The organism is Candidatus Leptovillus gracilis, from assembly GCA_016716065.1.
Taxonomy (GTDB): domain Bacteria; phylum Chloroflexota; class Anaerolineae; order Promineifilales; family Promineifilaceae; genus Leptovillus; species Leptovillus gracilis.
In genome coordinates this window covers 908,430-931,979 of record JADJXA010000001.1, presented here as the reverse complement: position 1 = coordinate 931,979, position 23,550 = coordinate 908,430, and the positions used below count along the sequence as shown (strand labels likewise).

22 protein-coding genes are annotated in these 23,550 nt (G+C 55.7%); 14 read left to right on the top strand and 8 right to left on the bottom strand.

Annotation, left to right across the window (positions count from 1 at the left end; genetic code table 11):
• The first annotated feature begins 260 nt into the window (after window positions 1-260).
• Together IPM39_03980 and IPM39_03975 are read left to right on the top strand one after the other, a co-directional pair.
• Window positions 261-497: a hypothetical protein gene (locus tag IPM39_03980; GenBank protein ID MBK8985231.1), complete on the top strand. Its 237-nt coding sequence runs from the start codon at window positions 261-263 to the stop codon at window positions 495-497.
• Window positions 494-919 (top strand): hypothetical protein, encoded by a 426-nt coding sequence (locus IPM39_03975; protein MBK8985230.1) that lies wholly within the window; start codon window positions 494-496, stop codon window positions 917-919. The genes IPM39_03980 and IPM39_03975 overlap by 4 nt, the downstream gene beginning before the upstream one ends.
• 79 nt (window positions 920-998) lie before the next feature.
• Here IPM39_03975 and IPM39_03970 read toward each other — a convergent pair whose 3' ends face one another.
• On the bottom strand, window positions 999-1,604 hold the full coding sequence (locus IPM39_03970; protein MBK8985229.1) for a hypothetical protein: 606 nt from the start codon (window positions 1,602-1,604) through the stop codon (window positions 999-1,001).
• An 838-nt stretch (window positions 1,605-2,442) separates the two neighbouring features.
• On the opposite strand from IPM39_03970, the gene IPM39_03965 reads away from it, so the two are divergent.
• Together IPM39_03965 and IPM39_03960 are read left to right on the top strand one after the other, a co-directional pair.
• Window positions 2,443-2,580 (top strand): hypothetical protein, encoded by a 138-nt coding sequence (locus IPM39_03965; protein MBK8985228.1) that lies wholly within the window; start codon window positions 2,443-2,445, stop codon window positions 2,578-2,580.
• 142 nt (window positions 2,581-2,722) lie between these two features.
• Window positions 2,723-3,070: a hypothetical protein gene (locus IPM39_03960; GenBank protein MBK8985227.1), complete on the top strand. Its 348-nt coding sequence runs from the start codon at window positions 2,723-2,725 to the stop codon at window positions 3,068-3,070.
• Between the two features lie 296 nt (window positions 3,071-3,366).
• Here the strand turns inward: IPM39_03960 and IPM39_03955 are convergent, their stop codons facing one another.
• The 4 genes from IPM39_03955 to IPM39_03940 all read right to left on the bottom strand — a co-directional run bounded on the left by IPM39_03955 (window position 3,367) and on the right by IPM39_03940 (window position 5,625).
• Entirely contained in the window at window positions 3,367-3,603 is a 237-nt protein-coding gene (locus IPM39_03955; GenBank protein ID MBK8985226.1) for a CopG family transcriptional regulator, read from the bottom strand.
• Window positions 3,581-3,877, bottom strand: a complete 297-nt coding sequence (locus IPM39_03950) for a BrnT family toxin (GenBank protein MBK8985225.1) — start codon at window positions 3,875-3,877, stop codon at window positions 3,581-3,583. The genes IPM39_03955 and IPM39_03950 overlap by 23 nt, the downstream gene beginning before the upstream one ends.
• Before the next feature lie 182 nt (window positions 3,878-4,059).
• Window positions 4,060-4,962, bottom strand: a complete 903-nt coding sequence (locus tag IPM39_03945; GenBank protein MBK8985224.1) for a phosphodiester glycosidase family protein — start codon at window positions 4,960-4,962, stop codon at window positions 4,060-4,062.
• Complete coding sequence (locus IPM39_03940) at window positions 4,963-5,625, bottom strand: DUF2344 domain-containing protein (GenBank protein MBK8985223.1); 663 nt, start codon at window positions 5,623-5,625, stop codon at window positions 4,963-4,965.
• 139 nt (window positions 5,626-5,764) lie between these two features.
• Between IPM39_03940 and IPM39_03935 the strand changes: the two genes are divergently transcribed.
• Complete coding sequence (locus IPM39_03935; protein MBK8985222.1) at window positions 5,765-7,363, top strand: peptidoglycan DD-metalloendopeptidase family protein; 1,599 nt, start codon at window positions 5,765-5,767, stop codon at window positions 7,361-7,363.
• Window positions 7,364-7,410: 47 nt separating this feature from the next.
• Here the strand turns inward: IPM39_03935 and IPM39_03930 are convergent, their stop codons facing one another.
• The gene (locus tag IPM39_03930) at window positions 7,411-7,761 is read right to left on the bottom strand and encodes an HIT domain-containing protein (GenBank protein MBK8985221.1); all 351 of its coding nucleotides are present in this window, start codon (window positions 7,759-7,761) and stop codon (window positions 7,411-7,413) included.
• A gap of 376 nt (window positions 7,762-8,137) precedes the next feature.
• On the opposite strand from IPM39_03930, the gene IPM39_03925 reads away from it, so the two are divergent.
• Window positions 8,138-10,501, top strand: coding sequence for a PEP/pyruvate-binding domain-containing protein (locus IPM39_03925; protein ID MBK8985220.1), 2,364 nt, complete (start codon window positions 8,138-8,140; stop codon window positions 10,499-10,501).
• Window positions 10,502-10,602: 101 nt separating this feature from the next.
• A complete protein-coding gene (locus IPM39_03920; protein ID MBK8985219.1) occupies window positions 10,603-12,984 on the top strand; it encodes a PEP/pyruvate-binding domain-containing protein in 2,382 nt (793 codons plus the stop codon).
• A 78-nt stretch (window positions 12,985-13,062) separates the two neighbouring features.
• Here the strand turns inward: IPM39_03920 and IPM39_03915 are convergent, their stop codons facing one another.
• A complete protein-coding gene (locus tag IPM39_03915) occupies window positions 13,063-14,529 on the bottom strand; it encodes a glycosyltransferase (protein ID MBK8985218.1) in 1,467 nt (488 codons plus the stop codon).
• Window positions 14,526-14,738, bottom strand: a complete 213-nt coding sequence (locus IPM39_03910; GenBank protein ID MBK8985217.1) for a DUF951 domain-containing protein — start codon at window positions 14,736-14,738, stop codon at window positions 14,526-14,528. The genes IPM39_03915 and IPM39_03910 overlap by 4 nt, the downstream gene beginning before the upstream one ends.
• A gap of 272 nt (window positions 14,739-15,010) precedes the next feature.
• Here IPM39_03910 and IPM39_03905 point away from each other — a divergent pair, with 272 nt between their 5' ends.
• The 7 genes from IPM39_03905 (at window position 15,011) to rpsL (ending at window position 23,542) form a co-directional block, all read left to right on the top strand.
• A complete protein-coding gene (locus IPM39_03905; GenBank protein ID MBK8985216.1) occupies window positions 15,011-15,658 on the top strand; it encodes a site-2 protease family protein in 648 nt (215 codons plus the stop codon).
• Window positions 15,658-16,182 carry an HD domain-containing protein gene (locus IPM39_03900; GenBank protein MBK8985215.1) on the top strand — a complete coding sequence of 175 codons (525 nt, stop codon included), beginning with the start codon at window positions 15,658-15,660 and terminating at the stop codon, window positions 16,180-16,182. The genes IPM39_03905 and IPM39_03900 overlap by 1 nt, the downstream gene beginning before the upstream one ends.
• A 110-nt stretch (window positions 16,183-16,292) precedes the next feature.
• Window positions 16,293-17,264, top strand: coding sequence for a prephenate dehydrogenase/arogenate dehydrogenase family protein (locus IPM39_03895; GenBank protein MBK8985214.1), 972 nt, complete (start codon window positions 16,293-16,295; stop codon window positions 17,262-17,264).
• Between the two features lie 101 nt (window positions 17,265-17,365).
• Window positions 17,366-17,797 (top strand): glycosyltransferase, encoded by a 432-nt coding sequence (locus tag IPM39_03890; protein MBK8985213.1) that lies wholly within the window; start codon window positions 17,366-17,368, stop codon window positions 17,795-17,797.
• Window positions 17,798-17,828: 31 nt separating this feature from the next.
• Entirely contained in the window at window positions 17,829-18,536 is a 708-nt protein-coding gene (locus IPM39_03885) for a glycosyltransferase family 4 protein (protein MBK8985212.1), read from the top strand.
• Window positions 18,537-18,755: 219 nt separating this feature from the next.
• Complete coding sequence (locus IPM39_03880; GenBank protein MBK8985211.1) at window positions 18,756-22,691, top strand: DNA-directed RNA polymerase subunit beta; 3,936 nt, start codon at window positions 18,756-18,758, stop codon at window positions 22,689-22,691.
• Between the two features lie 422 nt (window positions 22,692-23,113).
• Window positions 23,114-23,542, top strand: coding sequence for a 30S ribosomal protein S12 (gene rpsL, locus IPM39_03875; protein MBK8985210.1), 429 nt, complete (start codon window positions 23,114-23,116; stop codon window positions 23,540-23,542).
• Window positions 23,543-23,550: the final 8 nt, after the last annotated feature.

The following is a 23,550-nucleotide window of genomic DNA, read 5'->3' as shown; positions in this document are numbered from 1 at the left end:
TTTGGATAAGTTTGTAAGGGTCCGTAAAAGAATAAGTTCCCGCACCCTGGTCATAGAAAGTTGAGGAAGTGCGGGAAGTAATAAATTTACGGGCCCTAAGGGTTGATCGGGCTTATGTAACCATAACCCCGGACGCACCACTTGTCGTTGACTTATTCGCTTTTCAGTGCAGCCTGGCAGCTGCTTCAGCACCATAAATTTCTGTGAATGAGCGGTGTGAGCATTTGGATAGGGCGGTTAAGCTATATCGGGGAGATTTTATGGCTGGTTTTGTTCTAGGGGATGCCCCGGAATTCGATGACTGGCAATTTGCGCAAGTAGAACAATTGCGTCTGGCAGTGGATGCCGTCACCGTTCTTGACCAGACCCAGCCGACGCCCTGGCAGATGACGAACACCTGGGAGCAGGTCACCAATGAGCGGCTCCCGGCCATGCCTGTGGCCCATGCCTGTGGCCGGGGCGGACGCGCCACACAGCGGCAGCGGGACGGCAGTTGACCATCACCCTGGCTGCGGGCCACCTGGCCTTCGGCGATGTTGACCTGCAATACCTGGCGGCGGGCGACATCATCCGGCGCAGCACGTATATGTTGGCGGGGCAGGCAGCAGCTGTGCGCGTCACCGGCGACCCGGAGGGCCATGATGGGCTGTACTATCTCTACAGCGACCATTTAGGCAGCGCCAGCGCCATGACTTATGGTCTGGATGGTAATGGCGACCCGCACCCGCAAGCGGGGCAGTTGGTGGGCGACGTGACGCGCTACTATCCCTTTGGCGGCTACCGCGAGGGCAGCGGGCCAAATGAGGTGACAGACAGGGGGTACACAGGGCACAAACACAACGACGACCTGGGGCTGATTTACATGAACGCACGGTTTTATGTGTCTTATATCAGCAGTTCTCAATCTGAAATTAAATGAAAGAATCAAGGGGATAACTCCAACCCATCTATCATAAAAGCAAACAAGGCATCCCAACTATCGAAAACGATATAGCGAGTTAAGGCTTTGAGATCATTGAAAAAGTGCGCCGTACAACTAACGTATCTCGTAAGAGACGATAAGCCTTGTTGAGCAAGTGCTGGGCTGTATGAGTCAGAAAAGCCAGAATATTGAGCGAGAAAAAGACATTAGACAAATGATTCAGCCCATGACCAAAATTGTGTTCTAGATTGTAACCTTTGGTCTTGAGGACATTGATGTTTTCATTTTCAACCTTCCAGCGTGTACGCCCCCTCTTAGCTAAAGAAGTCACATTCTTGAGCGTGACCTGATGGCTGGTAATCCAAGCATTATGAAAGATCTGTTCGCCAGTGCCTTCATGGGTAATGGTTAACTCTAACCAGTTGACCAACATAGCATCCTCGCCCGCCCGTAAGGGTATCTGGTTGACAAAGCGATAGGACCAGATTTCCCCATGTCGGCCATTCCAAAAGCGTTCTTGCATGGTCTCTAAACCCGCGACACCAGCCAGAGAGTCTACCCATTGATAAAGGGTGGGATGGGAATCAGGTTTGCAGACAAAGATAAAGAATTGTTGATAGGTTTGGTCAATTAACTGACACAGCGGCTGGTTAGCGTACAAATCATCACCCAGAAAGGTCACACTTTGGGCCTCAAACTGACCCTGATGCTGCCTTTAACCAGCGCTTAACTGCAGCTCGTTCACAATCTTGCTTCTCATGACCATCCCTTATCACAATGGATTTTCTGAGGAATGAAAGACAACTCCATCAAAGGGATCAGATAAGTGCTTTATAATCCTGAAAGTTCACCAAACAACCACTTTGCTTTAATTCCCCATGAATCCAAGAGAAATCTCCATGAAAGTGGTCAGGTGTCACTGGGTCTAGCAAGTTTCGTATCTGATTGTTACTGAGTATCTTGCTGATGCAAAACAAAGTTCCTGCGTAGTCTTGACCTTTACGTTGGTTCATAACCCGCTGGTGGGCTAAAAAGGAAGCCGATTGAATAAAACAGACGCTGTAGGCTGACAACGCAGCATCCGCTACCTCGTATTTAGTGTTGTTATTGGTTTCCGGTAGTCTGGCAACTTGCGCCAGGATTCTTGAAAATGTTCCATGATTTTATCTAGTGATAGTGCGTGGCTCATGTTTTCTCCTTTGGGCAAATGCCTGACACTATCACTTTTTGCCCTTCATGTCACTAGTTTTTCAGATTGAGAACTGCTGGTCTTATATATACCGAATGGTTTCTCCCGACACCGTTATACCCGACCCGACAAATCCCCAAAGTTTCAACCCCCCTGCTGGGGCCGGTCTTCCAGACCGTGCCCCAGCTGCTTGCCAGTCACCAACCTGGTTTTCGTCCACTACCGCGTCACTTTTCGCGCGGCCTTGCTTCCTGACGTACAATGCGCGGCATGGAAACCTACCAGATTCAAGAGGGGGCTATTCTCTACTAACTCCTTCTGGCAGACGAAAGTGGACTATGTTCACGACAACCCGGTGCGCAAAGGGCTGGTGTGGGAGGCAACGGCCTGGCGGTTTTCGTCGGCGACCTATTGGCTGTTGGACCCCCCAGGAGAGAGCGATGTGATATTGACGGCCGTGACGTGGTAAAACAGGCGAGTTCCGGTGGGCAACGGTGGGGTGGGGTGGCACGGTCTGGAAGACCGGCCACAGCAGGGGGTATTACCCCTCAAAATTAGAAAGTTGAGGTACTAGACTGAAAATAGCGAAATTTATCTGAGGAGATCATGTAATGGTTTACAAATATAGTCTAATTCTTTTAGTCACTATGCTTATTACAGTACCTTGGGGGCTCGCGTTTATAATACAAAAAGCAGAAAACCTCAGCAGATCAGAGGCACTACACTTTAAGACCACAAGTTTGATTGTTGTATTATTCGGCTTGTCTCCAGGAAAAGAATTTGTATATGTAGGTCCAGGGATCATTCAAATTTGGTCTATCGTTTATTTGGTAGTTTGTTTGATAGCTGCAAGTTTATGGGGTGGGAATGGTGTGATAAAAACCACGCTTTATGTTTACTCTGGGGGAATCGTCCTTTTAGCAGCACTTAGATGGATAATATCCATAGTATTAAAGTAAAAATAATATGCTCACTGTGGCAGGACACCTTGTATTGGTGAGGTTTTTGGGTTTGCTGTCTGCTGCCTATTGTGTCCCGTGTCCTCGTGGTGACACACCTTCTTTCCCATTTTCTAGTCCTGGTTGATGCCGTCTACCAGAGCAGGGTGGATTGTGGAGAAAATGGCCGTTCCCCATTCATTATTAGCGAGTGGTGGTGGGGAACGGCCGTTCCTCATTCATTGTTAGCGGGTGGTGTTGGGAAACGGCCGTGCCCATTCACAGTTAGCGATTTGTGGTGAGGTAACGGCCGTGATTTACGATGCCGAATGATGTAGCGCATATTCGTCTAGCAAACGGCGAATCATTTTTTGATAGGAAGTGTGATATTTATCAGCCTCGTTTTTGAAGAACTCCACGCTGCCCTTGCTTAAAGCAATGGTAACTTTGACAGTTTCCTCGCGAAAAACAAGCTCTTCTGGTGAGGGTAAAAAATCGGTCACTATTTTTACTTCATTTATCGGACCTTTCTCATAAATGATTTTCTTGCTCATATATCTGCTTTCCTTTGCGCCAATAACCGGTGCCAAAGATGCGTATCCGGTCAGTGCGATAGGTGAATCTAACTGTCATGATGCCTTCGCCGATCTTGCCAATACAGAAATACCGTTTTTCATCTTCCGTGCTGTGGGTAATGTCTTCCAAGATGACACGCTTAGGGTCGGCGAAGGCGTATTGCACCAAAATAAACGAGACATCGTGTTTCTTCCGATTCAAGTTGTCTTTTTCATCATCCCACTCAAATGATGAAGATTCCGATGCACGCATATGATAATTGTATGGTTAATATGGTTAAATAGCAATACGTTTATATGGAAATATGGGGAACGGCCGTTTTGAATTGTGAAGGAACGGCCGTTCACCGCTCATTGTTCTCAGTTGGTTGTGGGGAACGGCCGTTTTAAACCGAAGACGGATAACGGATTACGTGTCCTACGAGTTCGTACCGTTCACCGCGGCAGCACCGTGATGACGGCCGGCAGCGGCGCAAAGGCCGGAATCTCTACGGCCGTTTCCCCCACCAGCAGCATCCCTGTCGAAGGGCCGCCATCCAGGTTAAAGGCCGCATCCAGTCCCAGGTCAGACTCGGCCAGGAACGTGCTGAATTGGTGCAGAGTCAGGCTGCCCCAGGGGGCGAAGATGAAGAGGATACGGCCGTCCTCATCCTGCCCAACGGCCGTGCGCCGCGCTGCCACGCCATCCTCCTCCGGAAAACCCAATACACCGCCGGGCCGCACCAGCATGGGGAAAGATTGCAGCGCATACAGCAAGGGTTCGTCGGGGGAATACGGCCGTTCACGCAGCCAGCGCACTTCCGGGCCGCGCGCGTCAACGGCCAGCATTCCGGCAAAATCGCCGTAGCTGCTGCCGCTGGCCTGCCCCGCCACAATGATCAGGCCGGTCGCCACATTTTCCGGGGTGAAGTAGCCACCGTTCACCACCAGCAGCGCGTCCGTCTCCGCCTGCCACTGCGGGATGAACTGCGGCGCGCCCGGCCGGTAGGCGACGCCGAAGGTGAACTGCGCTGGCTCCAGGCGCAGAACAAACAGCCGCTCGCGGGCCACGCCCGCCGCATCAAACAGGTGCAGCGTGCGCTGCTCCAGGCCGGGCTGCACCGGCTGCCAGCCGGTATCCGGTATGGGCGTTGGCTGGCGTGTTGGCTGCATCGTGGGCTGCTGCGTGGCAGTGGGGGATAGCTCGGCGGGCGGAACGGCAGTGTCTGGCGCCGATGGCTGCGTGGCTGTGTTTAGGGGGACGATGGGCGTGGGTGGTGGTGGCGGGGAAACGGCAGTGCCACACCCCACCAATAAACAAACCAACCAACCAACCAACCAACGTCCAACAACCTTCACTCAGCCTGCCTCCGCCAACGGCAGCAGCCCAATCGCCACCCGGTGTATCCGTGCCGCCAACGGGTCTATTGCCAGCGCTTCCAAGACTTCGTCGGGGCGGCCCGTCAACCCTTCGCGCAGCATCAGGCGCATGGTCAGCCGCGTCAGGTCGCCAGCCGGTTCGGCCAGCGCCAGGTCCAGCAGCAGCGGACGCAAATCATACGCCTTGTCGCGTCGAATGCGTGGCAGCGAGTCGGCCGCCAGCAGCCCGGCGATACCGGCTTGCAGCGCGTCCCGGTTGATTGGGTCCAGCAGAGTAACTTCGTAGGTAGAATCGGCCGTTTGTACTTGCAGCGGCGGCTCCTTCAGCGGCACTTCGACCACCTGCCAGATGACAATGCCGGGGGCCATGCGAGCCATCATCTGCTGGCGGGCCGCCTCCGGCGCCATCGCCTCTTGCAGCCAGATGTCCGCCAACTCGCAGGCGCTGGTATAGCCCAGCGGCAAAGCGGCGGCCATTTGCATACGCGGCCGGGCATTAAAACCCTGGCTGTAAGACATAGGAATCCGCGCCCGGTTCAGCGACCGTTCCATCACCCGCGCCAGGTCCAGATGGCCGATGTAGCGCGTCGGCCCCTCTTTTCTAAAGGTCAATCGTAGGCGTTGTACATAATTTGCTTGCATACCGCCCATTTTCCCTTAATATCGGGTGCAGTACAAAAACGTCTATCCTTCGGCAAGCTCAGGACCAATCGTCAATCGTCAATCAAAAATCGCTATAACCCCGCCCCCGTAAAGGGCCACCCTGAGGTACAATTTCTTGATGAATGAGAAGCTCAGACAGTACCGAAAATGGTTTTACACGGGCAGACCTGCCAGGACTTGGTGGGCAGCGCTGGTCGTCTTGCTGCTGCTGTTGGCTGCCTGCGAACGACCCGACCCGACCGTGCCCACAGCCGATCAGTCGCAGCCAACGGCCGTCGGCGCGCCCGCCATTCCTGCGGCGTCGGGAGATGCGCTGCCGACGCCCATCATCCCGGCGATGATTTTGCCTACCCGCCCGGCCTATGTGGGCACGCCCACACCAGACGCGCCGCACGCGGTGGCCGCGGCCGGCAGCAGCGCGGTTGCCAGCCATTTTGTCGGCGCGGGTGAAACGTTGGGTTACATCGCCCAAATCTACGGCGCGACGGTGGCCGACTTGCTGGAACTGAATCAGCTAGACGCCAATGCTATTTTGTTGGTAGGGCAAGAAATCCGCGTGCCCAGCCAGATGGAAGCCACTGGCCCCAGCTTTAAGCTAATCCCCGACAGCGAATTGGTGTATGGTCCGGCGGCCAGGGAGTTTGTTATTCGCGCTTTTGCCGAAACGTATGGCGGCCATTTGCTGACAGTGGGTGAAGAGGTGGAAGGGGTCTATATGGCCGGGCCGGAGATTGTGCAGTTGGTGGCCGACCGCTACAGCGTCAATCCGCGCCTGCTGCTGGCGTTTGTGGAACATCGGGCGGGGTGGGTGACAAAAACGGCCGTTACCGGAGCCAACACCGTGCCATTTCCCCTGGGCTATGAAGCGGCCGGGCTGTCTGGCCTGTATCAGCAGCTTGGCCGAGCGGCCAATTTGCTCAACTGGGGCTATTACGGCCGTGCCGAAGGCGGCATCAGCGCCACCACGCTGGATGATGGCACGCGCGTCGCCTTTGCCGCCGACATCAACGACGGCACGGCCGGGGTGCAAAACGCCCTCGGCGCGTTCAGCGGCGTCACTTATGAAAGTTGGCTGCAAGACGTGGGCGTGACCGGCTTTTTGGCGACCTACGACCGGCTGTTTGGCAGCCCGTTCGCCTTTACCGTGGACCCATTGTGGCCGGCTGATTTGCGCCAACCGCCATTACAACTGCCCTGGGGCAGCGGCGAAACCTGGTATTACACCGGCGGGCCGCACGGCGGTTGGGCCTCTGGCTCCGCCTGGGCAGCGATTGATTTTGCGCCGCCAGCCGACGAATTGGGCTGTGTGGTCTCCGATGCCTGGGTGACGGCCATGGCCGATGGCCGGGTGGTGCGCAGCGACAAGGGGGCGGTGGTGGTAGACCTGGACGGCGATGGGTTTGCCGGGACGGGCTGGGCGATTGTGTATATGCACCTGGAAAGCCGCGACCGTATCGCCGTCGGCAGTTTTGTGCAGACCGGCGACCGGTTGGGGCATCCCTCATGCGAGGGGGGCTTTTCCAATGGCACGCATGTGCATGTGGCCCGGCTGTATAACGGCCGTTGGGTCTCCGCCGATGGTTCGATGCCGCTGGAGATGGCCGGGTGGGTCACATCTGGCCTGGGGCGTGAATATGATGGCCTGCTGACCCGCGGCGGCGTAAGCAAGGAAGCGTGCGCCTGCCGGGAAGAGGGGAATGCGATCAGTAGTGAGTAGTGTTCAGTATCCAGTATCCAGTTCACTGAACACTGTGTGACCCTTCCCTACTTCTGCCGATACAACATGGGGCCTAACGGCCGTCCCCCCACCAGGTGCATGTGCAAATGAAACACCTCTTGCCCGCCATGACCGTTGCAATTGATGATCAGGCGGTAGCCGCTTTCGGCAATGCCTTCTTGCTCGGCTAGTTTTTTGGCAACGGTCAGCATCCGGCCGGTGATTTTTTCGTCATCTTCGGTCAGGTCATTTACCGTTGGAATCACCTTGTTGCTGACAATTAAAATATGGGTTGGGGCGATGGGATTGATGTCTCGAAACGCCGTCACCAACTCATCCTGATACAACTTCGTCGCCGGTAGTTCGCCGCGCACAATTTTGGCAAAAATCGTTGTCATGCCATCCTCCTTGAAAATGGAGTGCCAGCATCCTGCTGGCAGCGAGCCGACTGGAAGTCGGCGCTCCTCAAAGTATATCGGCAATTCCAATTGTGGTAGGGGCGGGACGGCGCGGACAGGTAACAGCCGCAGCGGACGGCATTTTCCCGCGCCGTCTCGCCCATTTTTGCCTGAACCGGGCGAGACAGGCGGCAGCAGAGGTGTTGGAGAATGGCCGAGACAATGGCCCGCCTGTGCCGCCTCTACGAGCAGGTTCATAATTGGAATTGCTGAAAGTATACGCGCAAAGGTCATAATCTGACATTTTTGTCACCTTGTCAGGTATATATCCCGCCCGCCGCCAACAACCTGTTATAATCATGTCATGGAGATGCCTATGAATACCAGACCTTTGCGCAGCGTAACCCCGGCCATTGACATCTACATCAGGCTGGCCCAATACCCCATTCTCTGTGACAAAATTCGGGTGATGATGCGCCAGGAGCTTTTTCGCCGGGGTATCATCTCTCAGGCAGAGTTTGAGCAGCGGGTGCGTCAGCGCGCCATTGAATCGCAGCGGCGCGAAGGTTTGGAGGACCCCTATATCCAGGAAGAGTCGAGCATCTGGCAGCGGCGCAAAGACCGGGTGCGCGATTTTATTACCGATGCTTATTTTGCCGATAACCTGGGCAGTGGGCTGCTGACGCAGTTGATTGAGGCTGCCCTGAACGACCAGCCCACCCCCACGCGAAACATTGAGTTAACGTTTAACCCGGAGATTGCGCCCTGGGAACTATTGTTCCGCCAGGGTGAAATCTACGAAGCCTTGCCCGCACCGGCGCAAGATAAAGTGAAACACCACCTGCAAGAGATTAAAGTGGTGTTGATCAAACGGCTGATCAGCGACCAACTGCCGTTTATTGGCGTGGCTAAAAATGCCTTTACCATTGCCGATTTGCGCCACATTTATCGCAACCGCATTGGATCGGGCAAAATTGGCGGTAAGGCGGCCGGGATGCTGTTAGCGCGGCGTATTTTGCACCAACAGGACCCGGCGCATGGGCCAGATATCAGCCAATGGGTGGATATTCCCGACTCGCATTTCATCGGCACGGAGGTAATTTATGATTTTCGGCTGATGAACCGGTTGGACCATTTTATGAATCAGAAGTATCGGCCGTTGGATGAGATTCGGGATATGTACCCCAAAATTGTGGCGGCGCATCTGGCGGGGGAGTTTCCCGAAAACATTGTGGACCAACTGCGCGAGGTGCTGTCTCATTTGGGCAGCCGCCCGATTGTGGTGCGCTCGTCCAGTTTGTTGGAAGACAGCTTTGGCTTCTCGTTTGCCGGGAAGTACGAGACCATTTTTTGCCCCAACCAGGGCACGCCGGACGAGAATCTGGAGGCGCTGCAAAATGCGATCCGCCGGGTGTATGCCAGTACACTGAACCCGGACGCCATTTTGTACCGGCGCAAGAATGGCATGATTGATTATGACGAGCGCATGGCGGTGTTGATTCAACCGGTGTTGGGGCAGCAGCACGGCCGTTACTTCTTTCCCTCGCTTGCCGGTGTTGGCTACAGCCAAAACCCATTCCGCTGGCATCCCAAAATACGGCGCGAAGATGGCTTCTTGCGCCTGGTCTGGGGCTTGGGAACCCGCGCCGTCACCCGCGTCGCCAACGATTACCCGCGTATGATCGCCCTGAGCCATCCCCAACTGCGGCCAGAAACCGACACCCAATCCATCCGCCAATACGCCCAGTGGTATCTGGACGCCATAGACCTGGAAGCCAACACCTTTGTCACCCTGCCCATCCAATACATCCTCAACAACAATTATCCTGAACTGCGCTATCTGGTCTCAGTGGACAAGGGGGATTATTTACAGGAAATGGTGTCGGCGTCGGCTAACGATGGGGAGCGATTTGTGCTGACTTTTAGCTTCATCATTAAGGATCGGAAGTTCGTGCGGCTGCTGCGCACGGCCCTGCGCCGTCTCGAAGAGCGCTACCAACGGCCGGTAGACGTGGAATTTACCATAGACATTGTGCCCGATTACCCATACCCTCATTATCGTCTCAATATTTTGCAATGCCGCCCCTTAAGCCAGCGAGCTGAGGGGGGCATCATCGCGTTCCCGGAGAATGTGCCGGAAGAAGATACGCTGTTTGTGACGGATCACCTCGTTCCCGATGGCAAAGCGATAGGCATTCGCTACGTGATTTATGTGGACCCCCAGGAGTACCGCTGCATTCCCGACCTGACCGCCAAGATGGAATTGGGTCGGGCCATTGGCCGGCTAAACAAGCTGCTAGAAAACGAGTTGTTTGTTTTGATTGGACCGGGGCGTTGGGGCAGCGTGAATCTGGACCTGGGCGTCCACGTGACGTATGGCGATATTTACAACACGCGAGTGTTGATCGAAGTGGCCGATCTGTCCGAGGGCGGCGGCGCGGAATTTTCTTATGGCACACACTTTTTTCAGGACTTGGTGGAATCGGGCATTCACTCGTTGGGGTTGGAGGTGGGGAACGGTGACGGCCGTTTCAACTTCGACTTCTTCCGCCAATCCGCCAACGCCTTGCCAGACCTCTCCCCCGACGATGCGCCGTTGGCTTCCTACCTGCGCGTCATAGACCTGCAAACCGTCACCCCTAACAAACGCCTCAATATCATCATGGATGGCGCCGTAGACAAAGCCATCGGCTATTTGACCGAAGGAGATTGGGCGCAGGGTGAGCAGGATGACAGGTGACAAGGTGTAAAAGCGCCCCAACCAACTAACCAACCAGCAAATTAGCCATCACTGAACCGCATTGCCTTTATCCCATTTCCCAATTTCCCACGAGGTGGCTTATGGAGTACCTGGACGAATTAAGAAGTACGACGCCAGCCATTGATGTGTATATTCGACTGGCGCAATACCCTATTTTGTGCGACAAAATCCGGCGGCGAATGCGCCAGGAGTTATTCCGGCGCGGCATTGTCAGCAAAGAAACCTTCTACCAGGAAGTGCGCCAATTGGCAATGGCTTCGCAGCAGCGCGAGGGTCTGATGGACCCCTATTACCAGGAGGAAACCATCACCTGGCAAAAACGTAAAGACCGCGTGCGCGACTTTCATACCGACGCTTACTTCGCCAACAATCTGGGCGTCGCTTTGCTCAACCAGGTCATTGAAGAAGTTCTGGCCGATCAGCCATCCCCCAGCCTGTCCAGCGAACTCACATTCAACCCGGAAATCGCCCCTTGGGAATTGCTGTTCCGGCAAGGCGAAATTTATGAGGCAATGACCGGCCCACAGCGCGACCACGTGGAACACCACCTGCGCGAAATTAAGGTTGTTCTGATTAAGCGCATGGTCAGCGACCAACTGCCCTACATTGGCGTTGCCAAAAACGTTTTTACCATTGCCGATTTGCGCGATATTTACCGGCGGCGCATTGGCAGCGGCAAAATTGGCGGCAAAGCGGCCGGCATGATGCTGGCCTACAAGATCCTCAAACAAGACAACCCGGAATGGGGACCTTACCTGGGCGACCAGGTAAGGATGCCAGAGACTTGTTTTATCGGCACAGAAGTCATCTACGACTTTTACCTGATCAACAATCTGGCCGATTTGATGAACCAGAAATACCGGTCGCTGGAAGAGACGCAAATGGAATACCCGGACATCGTGACCGCGCATCTGGAGGGGGTGCTGCCAGACGAAGTGATGGAAGGGTTAGTGGAGTTCCTGGAGGAGATGGGTAACAGCCCGATTATTGTGCGCTCGTCGAGTTTATTGGAGGATAATTTTGGCACAGCCTTTGCCGGTAAGTACGACAGCTTTTTCTGCCCCAACCAGGGCACGCCGGAGGGGAATTTGCAGGCGCTCATGGACGCCATCCGGCGGGTGTTTGCCAGCACGTTGAACCCGGATGCGCTGCTGTATCGTGGGCAGCACGGCATGATTGATTACGACGAACGGATGGGGGTGCTGCTGCAAAAAGTGGAGGGGGAGGCATACGGCCGTTACTTTTTCCCCACCCTCGCCGGCGTTGGCTTCAGCCAAAATCCCTACCGCTGGAACCCGCGCATCCGCCGCCACGATGGCTTCTTGCGCTTGGTCTGGGGGCTGGGAACCCGCGCCGTAGACCGCGTGGACAAAGATTACCCACGCATGATCGGCCTGAGCCATCCCCAACTGCGCCCGGAAACCACCGCTTCCGCCATCCGCCAGCATTCCCAATGGTACATAGATGTGCTGGACCTGGCCGACAACCAATTCAAAACCCTGCCCGTCGGCGACGTGTTAGACGAACGGTATCCCCATCTGCGCACCCTGGTTTCGGTGGACATGGGCGATTACTTCCAGGCTGTTTTGTCTTCCGCCTCCCTGGACGAGCATACCCGGCTGGTCCTTACGTTCAACAATTTAACCAAAGACGCCAGGTTCATAGACCTGATGCGCCATGCCCTGAAACGATTGGAAAAAGTGTATGGCACGCCGGTAGATATTGAATTTGCCGTGCAGATTCAGACTGGACATCCCCGATCCGACTACCTGCTCAGCATGATTCAGTGCCGTCCCCTCAGCCAGCGCCACGAGCATGGCACAGTACGCATCCCGCCGGACATCCCGCGGGAAGACATCCTCTTTGCCGCCCACAAACTCATCCCTGATGGTCAGGCGGAAGGCATTCGCTACATTGTCTTTGTAGACCCGGAGACATATTCTCAGATTGCCGATCAGACGATGAAATTGGAATTGGGGCGGGCCGTTGGGCGACTAAACCATGTGCTGGCCGACGAGCGTTTTATTTTGATGGGGCCAGGCCGTTGGGGCAGCGCCAATCTGGAGTTGGGCGTGCGCGTGACCTATGCCGACATTCACAACACGCTGGTACTCATCGAAATAGGTGTGCCGCATGATGGACAGATGCCGGAATTGTCCTACGGGACCCACTTTTTGCAGGATTTGGTGGAGGCGGGAATCTTTTCTTTGCCACTGCATTTGGGCGATGGACACGGCCGTTTCAATTGGGAGTTCTTCCGCCAGTCAGCTAACAGCCTGGCCGCCCTCTCCCCGGCCGACGCTCCCCTGAGCGATTACCTGCGGGTGATAGATTTAGCGGCCGTGTGCGGCAGCCGCCGCCTGAAAATCCTCATGGATGGCGAACGAGACGAAGCGATTGGCTTTCTGGTAGACGGCCATTGGAACGTCAACGGCAAAGAAGGTACAGTCTCCACTTTCTGAGGCGCAGTTTATCAGTGGGTTGGTTTGACGGTTGGCTGACCAGCCCACCAATTAACCAACTCAACCACCCATTCCGGGCTAAATATGGTATGGCGCAGGCTCGTTGGCCGTCAGCTCTTGCCGCCGGTGGTGGAGAAAGTCGCGCAGGCCCAGGTATGCCACACTGCCAAAGCCCAAGAGGCACGTCGCCAGGAACGGAATAGGGCCATAATTTTGTCGGCTCACCGCCAGATACAACCCCACGGCCGCATACACCGCCAGCAGCAGTTCCACACCAATAATCCAATCAAAAGGCAGTCGGTAGCCTAGAGAACGGCCGTCGCCCAGCTTCGGCGTGCGCAAAAAAGGATGCCCCCGACGCATAAACACCTCCAGAATCGCCCGGCTGTTGCTGGGAGCCAGCCCCACGCCCACAATCAACAGCGTCGGAAAATAACGCAGCCGCCAGACCCAATCCCGATACAACGACTGCTGCCCCCAGATAAACAGCAGCGGCTGGCCGATGGCAATCAGCGAAAACAGCAGCAGCCCACTCGGAGCGCGGTAGTCGCCGAGAATGAGCGGGATTTGCAGCAAAAACAGCAGCAGCAGCAGCAAATGGGCCGAATAAGCGGCCATAGACAACAGGCCATACAGCCGCGCCGCCGGTGTGAGGCCGGAATTAGACACAATTTGCCGCCCGAACTTTAGCAAACACTGGGTAGAGCCTTTGGCCCAACGCGCCTGCTGAATTTTAAAGGCGGTGATGGTCGCCGGTAGTTCCGCCGGGGCCGTCACGTCGTTGAGGAAGCGGAACTGCCAGCGGCGTAAAATAGCGCGGGTGCTCAGGCACAAATCTTCGCAGACGGTGTCGGTCTCCCATCCCCCGGCGTCTTCCAGGCAGGCGCGCCGCCAGACGCCGCCCGCGCCGTTGAACTTGGGAAACAGGTTGGCGCGATGGCGCACCGTCTGCTCCATAGCAAAGTGCTTGTCCAGGGCGATGGCCTGGGCGCCGGTCAGCGGCGATGCTTCGGCGTTCAGATGGCCCCAGCGCGTCTGGATCATGCCCAGGTTTGGCGTGGGCAGGAAGTGGGGGATGGTTTGCAGCAAAAACCCCGGCGGTGGTTGAAAATCGGCGTCGAAGATGGCGATGAAGTCGCCGTTGGCCTGGTGCAGGGCGGCGGCCAACGCGCCCGCTTTGTATCCCTGCCGGTTGTCGCGGTGGATAAGCTGGATGTTGACACCCTGCGCCTGATAACCGGCTACCAGGTCGGCGGCCAGGTGGGTCGTATCGTCAGTGGAGTCATCGAGGACCTGGATTTGCAGCCGGGCGGGCGGGTAGTGCAGGTGTACGGCCGTTTCAATCAACCGCGCCACCACATAGCGTTCGTTATAAATAGGCAGCTGCACCGTCACCGGCGGCAGCGTTTCCGGGTCCACCACCGGGCAGGGGAAGGCGTCGTGGCGATGCCGCCCATACTGCCAGAGGGTGTACAGGCCCATCAGACCAAACAGCGACAAAAGAGCAACGGCCGTGACATAAACAAAACCAAGGAGGGTTGTCATTCGTTTTCGGGCGGGTCTTGAGGCGCGTGTTGTAAGATAGTTTTGAGGCGCTTGTTAAATTCACCGCGTGGCAGCAGCACGCGCCGGCCACATTTCTGGCATACCAGGCCAATGTCTGCGCCAATACGGACCACGTCCCAATCAAAGCTCCCGCAAGGGTGGGGTTTGCGCAGGCGCACCACATCGCCCACGTGAATTTCAATATACATAGGGCGGGAATTATAGGCCAGCGCCCCAGACAGGCAAGTGATGCAGCTATCCAGAAAACTCTTTTCCTGCGATGGTAGGGCGATTTTCCAAATCGCCCAGGGAACGATTTGGAAAATCGTTCTACAAATTGCGCGAAGATTTCTCTGGACACCTATGGCAGATGAGAGGCGGGTGGGAGGAACGGCCGTCACCCCACCTGCCAATTCGCCACCACCAGAGGGGCACGGTATACTTGCCCCCAATTACCAATCTGCACATAAATGAGGCAAGTATGTTAGGTTTAGACGCCGCCACCCTGATTGCGCGAGCTATCGTGCTGCTGGTGGCTTTTACCATTCATGAATTGGCCCACGCTGTCACCGCCGACCGCATGGGCGACCCCACGCCGCGCCGCATGGGGCGTATCACCCTCAATCCATTGGCCCACCTGGACCCCGTCGGCACAATTTTACTGCTGGTCTCTGGCTTCGGCTGGGCCAAACCGGTGATGGTGAACCCGATGAATTTTCGCGGCAACCCACGCACTGGCATGGCAATTGTCGCCGCGGCTGGCCCCCTTTCTAACGTAATTATGGCCGTCCTCTTCGCCCTGCCCTTTCAATTGGGGCTGGTTGGCTTTTCCGCTTTTGGCGGTTCCAGCGTCTTACCTTCTTTGGGCGAGCTGCTCTTCCAATTTGTCTGGATTAATCTGATTCTGGCCTTTTTTAACCTGATTCCCATCCCGCCGTTGGACGGCTTTAAAATCTTGATGGGCATCTTGCCGCCCGACATGGCCTCCCGCTTATGGCCGCTGGAACAGTATGGCTTCTTGATTCTGATGTTTGCCATTTTCATCCTGCCGATGTTGGGTATCAACCTTATTAGCAATTTGATTATGGTCCCATCTTCCATGCTGCTTTCGTTTTTGATTGGGTTGTAGTGGGCGACTTTGGTTATCGGCTCCGGCAGTTCTGGCGGAATGTCTCGGCACGGCCGTTACCCACCGCTGCCCAGGCGGAAATCGCCGCTCACCTGACGCCGGCCGAACTGGCGCTGTTTCAACGTTTTAGCAGCAGCGACCAATGGCACAGCTACCGGGTGCTAAAAACGTTGCAGGCCGCCGGACACGATCAGCCCGATTTGTGGACGGCCGCGCTGCTGCACGACGTGGGCAAAACGCGCGCGCCGCTGTCTGTCTGGGAGCGCTCCTGGGTGGTATTGGGGCAGATGGTGTGCCCGCGGAAAACGGCCGTTTGGGGGCAGGGGCAAGCAGTGGGCTGGCGACGGCCGTTTGTCGTCAAAGCGCAGCATCCCGCCTGGGGCGCGGAGATGGCCGCCGCCGTTGGCAGCCGCCCGCTGGCCGTTGAGTTGATTCGCCGCCACCAGGATAATGGGTTGGTAACGGCCGTTACCGAAACTGACCACCTGCTCCGCCACCTGCAATGGGCCGACGACCAAAACTAAGGGTTCGTTTGCAATTAACTTTGGAGTTTCCAGATTGGACCAATCTTGGAGATTGGTCCAATCTCACCAGGTTAAAAACATATGAACCCTAAGGAACAAGGAGGAAGGCAATGAAAGCGCAAAACGTATCTATCATCGGCCTGGGGCGATTGGGCGCGTCCATCGGCCTGGCCGTCAAACAATCTTCGCCCACCCTCACCATCATCGGCCATGATCGCCAGCCAGACATGGCCCGCATCGCCCAGACTTCGCTGCACGCCATAGACAAGGCAGAGGCCAACGCCCGCAGTCTGGCTGCCCGCGCCGACATTCTGGCGCTGGCTGTGCCCATGTCTGAACTGGAACCGCTGCTGTCGGTCATCGGCGACGCCATCCAACCGCATACCCTCATTTTGGACTTTTCCACCCTGAAGCAGCCTGGTCTGAAGTGGGCGGCGGCCCATCTGAGCCAGGGGCATTATGTAGGGGCCAGCCCGGTGTTGGCGGCCGATTGGCTGAGCGACGGCCGTATCCACATCGAAGCCGCCAGCGCCGATTTGTTTAGGAACAGCATCTTCTGCCTGATGCCCGCACCCCAGGCCGACCCGCAAGCTGTGGCAACGGCCGTTGCCTTTGGTTCCATGCTCGGCGCGGTTCCCTACTTTGTGGACCCACTGGAGTACGACAATCTGGCGCAGGGGCTAGAAACGGTTCCCGGCCTATTAGCCGCCGCCATGTATCGCGCCATCACCCAATCCCCTGGCTGGCGCGATATGCTCCGTTTTGCCGGCCTGTCCTTCGCCCAAACCACCCAACCCCTCAGCGCCGGGGCCGATGTGGCCTACCAGGCGTTCACCAACAAAACCGCCACCCTCCGCTGGCTGGATTCCCTGATTGACGAGATGAAAGCGCTGCGACGCCTGGTGGATGAGGGCGACTTAGACATGGTATCCTCGATTTTTGCCGACCTGCACATGGAACGGCAGCGCTGGCTGGCCGACCGGGCCAAAAATGAATGGGCCGAAGGCCAGGCGCCAGAAATTGAGGGCAATACGATTGGTTCTCAGTTCTTGGGCGTTTTTGGCCGTAAACGGAACCAGTAATCAGTGTTCAGTATTTGCTGAACACTGATTACTGACCACTGACCACCGAACACTGACCACACCATGCCTTCCCCCCACTCTCTCCCCGTTTCCGCGTGCTGATGATTGCGCCTACGTCCTTTTTTAGCGACTATGGCGGACATATTCGCATTCTGGAAGAAACCTACACGCTGCAAGAATTGGGGCAGGAAGTTGCCATCGTTACCTATTATAAAGGAAGCGACATGCCGGATTTGGACATTCGGCGCACGCCGCCGCTGCCTTATCACACCGATTACGAGGTTGGCTCTTCCCGCCATAAGCTGGCTTTTGACATCTATCTGGCGGTCAAAAGCGTGGCCGAAGGGCTGCGCTTCCGCCCGGATGTGGTTCACGGACACATGCACGAGGGGGCGTTGATTGGCGGCGTGGTGGCGAAGCTGCTGCGCGTTCCGCTGGTGTTTGACTTCCAGGGCAGCCTGACAGAAGAGATGGTAGACCACCACTTTTTGAACCCCAACGGCCCGTGTCCCACCCTAACGCCCGCCGCCTGAAGAAACCATCAGCGGCCGCCTGCCAGACGCCGTGCTGACCAGTTCCATCCAGGCCAGTCACTTTTTGCAGGAGCAGTTTGCCGTCCCCCAGGCGCGCATCCATCCCCTGCCAGACTGCGCCAACACCACCCGCTTTGATCCGCAAAAATTCTCGTCGGAAGCCAAACAGACACTGCGCCACCAGTTGGGCATCCCCGACGGCCGTCTCATCGTCGCCTACCTCGGTTTGCTCACCGATTACCAGGGCATCCCGCATTTGATTGAAACGGCCGTGCGCTGTCGCGATGCCGGTGAAGCCATGCACTTCCTGGTCATGGGCTATCCTGATGCCACCCGCTACCAGAGCATGGCCGACGCAGCAGGCGTAGCCGACACGATGACCTTCACCGGCAAAGTAGAGTACCGCGACGCGCCTTACTACCTCTCTCTCGGCGACATCGCCGTCGCCCCCAAAATGTCCAGCACCGAAGGCAGCGGCAAAGTCCTCAATTACATGGCCCTGGGTCAACCCATCGTGGCCTACGATTCGGCCGTCCACCGCGAATACCTGGCCGACCTGGGCGTGTACGTGCCGTTGGGCGATGTGGCCGGTTTTGCAACGGCCGTCAGACAGTTGGCCCACCAGCCAGAACGGCGTCAGGAACTCGGCCAACAACTGCGTCAACGCGCCCTGCAGGAATATAGCTGGCAGCGCGCCGGCCGCCACATCATCGCCATCTACGATTCCTTGACAAGATAAAATGCCGCAGCTATAATGCACGTTCGCGTATTTGTGGAAATTTCTTTATAGAACCGCAAGTAATCGGAATGGTATGTTGACCTGAGAGGAACAGCCCAAGGGGTGCAGCAGAGGTGTTGCACCCCTTGTTTGCGGTTTGCTAACGCGATCAGGTGGAGCAATTTCATAATTTTCTAAGGATAAACTGGCGTGTTTATCTGGGGAACAGGTGAAGAATCAATGTCTAGACTGCCAACAAAAACCTATGCACGCACCACTGACCCACTCGAACTACCCACCCTTATTGATGTTCAGTTAAATTCTTTTGACGTCTTTAAAGACGAAAGCCTGTCCGAACTGTTCGACGAGATTTCGCCCATTGAAAGCTTCAATGGCGACTTGAAATTGTATTTTCCTTGCGACCGGCCGGAGACAGAAGGATTTGACCTGAAATACTGGTTTGGGGAGCCGAAATACAGCGTGGAAGAGTGCGTCGAGCGTGATATGAGTTATGCCGCGCCGCTTTACGTGAAGTGCTTGTTATACAGCACAGATCAAGACCAGCCGATTGTGCAAGAGATTTTTATGGGGGACTTCCCCCTGATGACCCCTGCCGGAACCTTCATTATCAATGGAACCGAGCGCGTCGTCGTCAGCCAGCTTATTCGTTCGCCTGGCGCGTATTTTGAGGTGGTGGAAGAGCGTACCACGGGACGGCCGTTAGCCATGAGCAAACTCATCCCCGACCGCGGTGCGTGGATGGAATTTGAAACCCGCAAAACCGATTACATCACCGTCAAGTTCAACCGCAAGCGTACTGTGCCCATTACCCTTTTCTTGCGGGCCATGGCCGCGGTAAAAGATGATCTGGGTGACAGCATCTTGAACAAAGGGGACGACGCGGATCTGTATGCTTTGTTTGAAGATGTAGATACCAACAGCGAGCATCTGTACATTCAGGGCAGCATTGAGCAAGAGCCACCCTGGGACCTGGACAAACCGGTCGCTGAACAGGCGTTGATCGAGTTCTATAAGCGGATGCGCCCCGGCGACCCGCCAACTTTGGACAACGCCACCCAATACCTGTATGAACAACTGTATGATCGCCGCCGGTATGATCTGGCGAAAGTAGGGCGTTATAAGCTCAACAAACGCCTGGACCTGGCAACAACCATTCCTGAAGAGCATCGCACCGTCACCCAGCACGACATCGTGCGCATGGTCAAACGCATGATCCTCATCAACAACGGGTTGGAAGGGCCGGACGACATTGACCACCTGGGCAATCGCCGCGTGAAGACCGTCGGGGAGCTGCTGCAAGCCAAGCTGCGTGTTGGCCTGCGCCGCATGGAACGAGTCGTGCGCGAACGTATGTCCATCCGTGAGAGCGATACGGTGACGCCGGTGAATTTGATCAACATTCGCCCGGTGGTCGCCTCGGTGCGTGAGTTTTTTGGCAGTTCGCAGTTGAGCCAGTTCATGGAGCAGGCCAACCCGCTGGCGGAATTGACCCACAAGCGCACGCTGTCGGCGTTGGGACCAGGTGGTTTGCGGCGTGAACGGGCCGGGTTTGAGGTGCGTGATGTGCATCATAGTCATTACGGCCGTATCTGCCCCATTGAAACCCCCGAAGGCCCGAACATTGGTCTGATTGGTCGGTTGGCGACATACGGCCGTGTCAATAAATACGGCTTCATCGAAACTCCCTACCGCCGCGTGCGCAATATCATCCCTGCCACCAGCGACGAACTGGTGGGCCACGACGCCTTCCAAAACATCGTCCATCCCGAAACCGGCGAAATCATTGTCGCCATGGACGAAACCATCACCGCCGAACACGCTGCCGCCATGCGCGAAGCTGGCATGGACCAGATAGAAGTCTGGCCCTTCATGACCGACGAAATCGTCTACATGTCGGCTGACGAAGAAGACCATTACACCATCGCGCAAGCCAACGCCCACAGCGATGCGCGTGGTCAGCTAATTGAACGGCGCGTCTCCTCCCGGCGCAACCAGCAGTTCCGCTTCACCTCCGTGCAGCGAGTAGACTACATTGATGTCGCCCCACGCCAGATCGTCGGTATCTCCGCCTCGCTCATCCCCTTCCTGGAACACGACGACGCCAACCGCGCCCTCATGGGTTCCAACATGCAGCGCCAGGCTGTGCCCCTGCTGCAGCCCGATGTGCCCATCGTCAGCACGGGCATGGAAAAACAGGCCGCGTTAAACACCGGCCAGGTTGTGGTGGCTAAGGAACCCGGTGAAGTTGTCAGCGTTGCTGGCGACAAAATCACCGTTGTGGGCGAAAATGGCCCGCGTACCTATAACCTGCGCAAATACAATCGCTCCAACCAAAGCACCTGCATTGACCAGCGTCCCGTTGTCGTTAAGGGCCAGCGGGTCGAAATCGGGGACGTGTTGGCCGACAGTTCCTCCACTGAAAATGGTGAACTGGCCTTGGGTCAAGACGTTGTCGTCGCTTTCCTCTCCTGGGAAGGCGGCAATTTTGAGGACGCTATCCTGGTCAGCGAAGGTCTGGTTCGTGAAGATCGTTTCACCTCTGTCCATATTGAAAAACATGAGATTGAAGCCCGCGACACCAAACTGGGTCCCGAAGAAATTACCTACGACATTCCCAACGTCAGCGAAGACGCTCTAAAAGATTTGGACGAGCGCGGCATCATCCGTGTCGGCGCAGACGTTAAAGAAAACGACATCCTGGTCGGCAAAATTACCCCCAAAGGCGAGAAAGAACTCAGCCCAGAAGAAAAACTGCTGCGGGCCATCTTTGGTGATAAAGCCCGTGAAGTCAAAGACTCCAGCTTGCGCCTGCCCCATGGTGCGCGCGGTAAGGTGGTAGACGTACACGTCTTTGATCGCCAGCATGACCGCGACTTGCCTGCTGGTGTAGAAACGATGGTGCGTGTTAGTGTGGCCCAACGCCGTAAATTGCAAGAAGGCGATAAAATGGCTGGACGCCATGGCAACAAAGGTGTTATCTCAAAGGTTGTGCCAATTGAAGATATGCCCTACCTGGACGATGGCACACCAATTGACATTATCTTGAACCCATTGGGTGTACCCGGCCGTATGAATATCGGCCAGGTGCTAGAAACACACCTGGGCTGGGCTGCTCATCAGCTTGGTTTCCGGGCGATTACCCCCGTGTTTGACGGCGCCAAAGAGATCGAAATCAGCGCCGAATTGGCCCGCGCCTGGCTGGTCGAACGGGGCTGGGATATTGTCACGCAGTGGGCCTGGGACTGGTTGGTTGAAATGAACTACAACCTGGAATCCCTGGAGAATGACCACGAGGCGCGTATCCTCTTCTTATCCAACTGGTTGGGCGAGATGGGTTACGACGTGCCCCGGCTGGAGACGGACTATCATTATGCCCGCTATAATGCCGGGCTAGAATGGCTGCGCACACGCGGTTGGGATCCGGATAAACTGCTGTTTGGTGGCCGGGAAGCATTGCGCAAGCAAGATTTTGGTCAGTTTGACGAGTATGCCATTGAAGTCTGTATCCGCGAGTGGTACTCCCTGATGCTGGAAAAATACAGCGACATGCTGCCTGAGAGCGTTAAGGTTGATCCATTGGAAACGGCCGTAGACACATTGCGCAAACTGGCTGATAAAATCACCTTGGTTAACCACATTCCATTACCCGTCTATGGCAAAGAACGCCTGATAGATGGCAAAACAGGGCAACCTTTCGATCAACCTGTTACAGTCGGCATCATCCATATGCTCAAGCTGGCACATCTTATCGAAGACAAAGCCCACGCCCGCTCAACTGGCCCATACTCCCTGGTAACGCAGCAGCCTCTTGGCGGTAAAGCCCAATTCGGTGGTCAGCGCTTCGGTGAGATGGAAGTGTGGGCCTTAGAAGCCTACGGCGCTGCATATACCCTGCAAGAAATGCTCACCGTCAAATCAGATGATGTGCAAGGCCGGGTAAAGACCTACGAATCAATCGTCAAAGACGAGCCTATCGAAGAGCCAGGCGTGCCCGCATCGTTCCGCGTGTTGGTCAAAGAGCTGCAAAGCCTGGGTCTGGCCGTAGAAGCCGTCACCGAATCAGGCGACGTTATCCGTTTCGGCAAAGAGGACGACAAGAAAAATCGCCGCTGGGCCGGCACAGGGCTGATGGACCTGGCTAGAAGCCACCATTAGATATACTTGACAAGGTGACAAGGTAACATCTGACAAGGTGAAAAGAGTGTCAGATTATGACCTTTGCGAGTATAGACACCTCAGGTTTGTCTTGCTTAACATCACCAAGATTTACATCGAAATTGTCACGAGGATCATGCGTCTCGATCCTCGTGACATACTGTTGACAATCAATTTACTTGTGGTAGAATCGCCATTCGTATGTTTGCTAACTAGCTTCGCCCGGTAACTTAACCGAAGTTACCAACCGAATAAGGTTTTAGCATGGAGGCCATCGAGTTATTATAACTACGATGGCCTCCATTTGTCGGTAAGTAATGGCATATTTCCCATATTATGACAATTTGCTGTTAGATAACATCCTCTAGCAAGTTACCATCAGGTCGTGGAAGTTACAAAATAGATTAAGGAGAAGAGCAAGCGTGCCTACAATTAATCAGCTTGTACGGAAGGGGCGTGTGGCCAAAGGCAAAAAGAGCACAGCGCCAGCCCTTCAATGGACATTAAATTCATTTAAACAGCGTCGTACCCGCCAGCCGAAAGGCGCGCCGCAAAAACGTGGTGTTTGCACCCAAGTAAAAACCCTGACACCCAAAAAACCAAACTCGGCGCTGCGTAAAATTGCGCGTGTCCGTTTAACAAATGGCATCGAAGTGACAGCCTATATTCCCGGTGAAGGCCACTCTTTGCAAGACCACTCCGTCGTCTTGGTGCGAGGCGGTCGTGTGAAGGACTTGCCGGGCGTTCGTTATCACATCGTCCGCGGTACCCTGGATGCGGGTGGCGTAGACAATCGCAAGAAGGCCCGTTCCAAGTATGGAACCAAAATGCCTAAGGCAAAAAAGAAGTAGGGAGATTG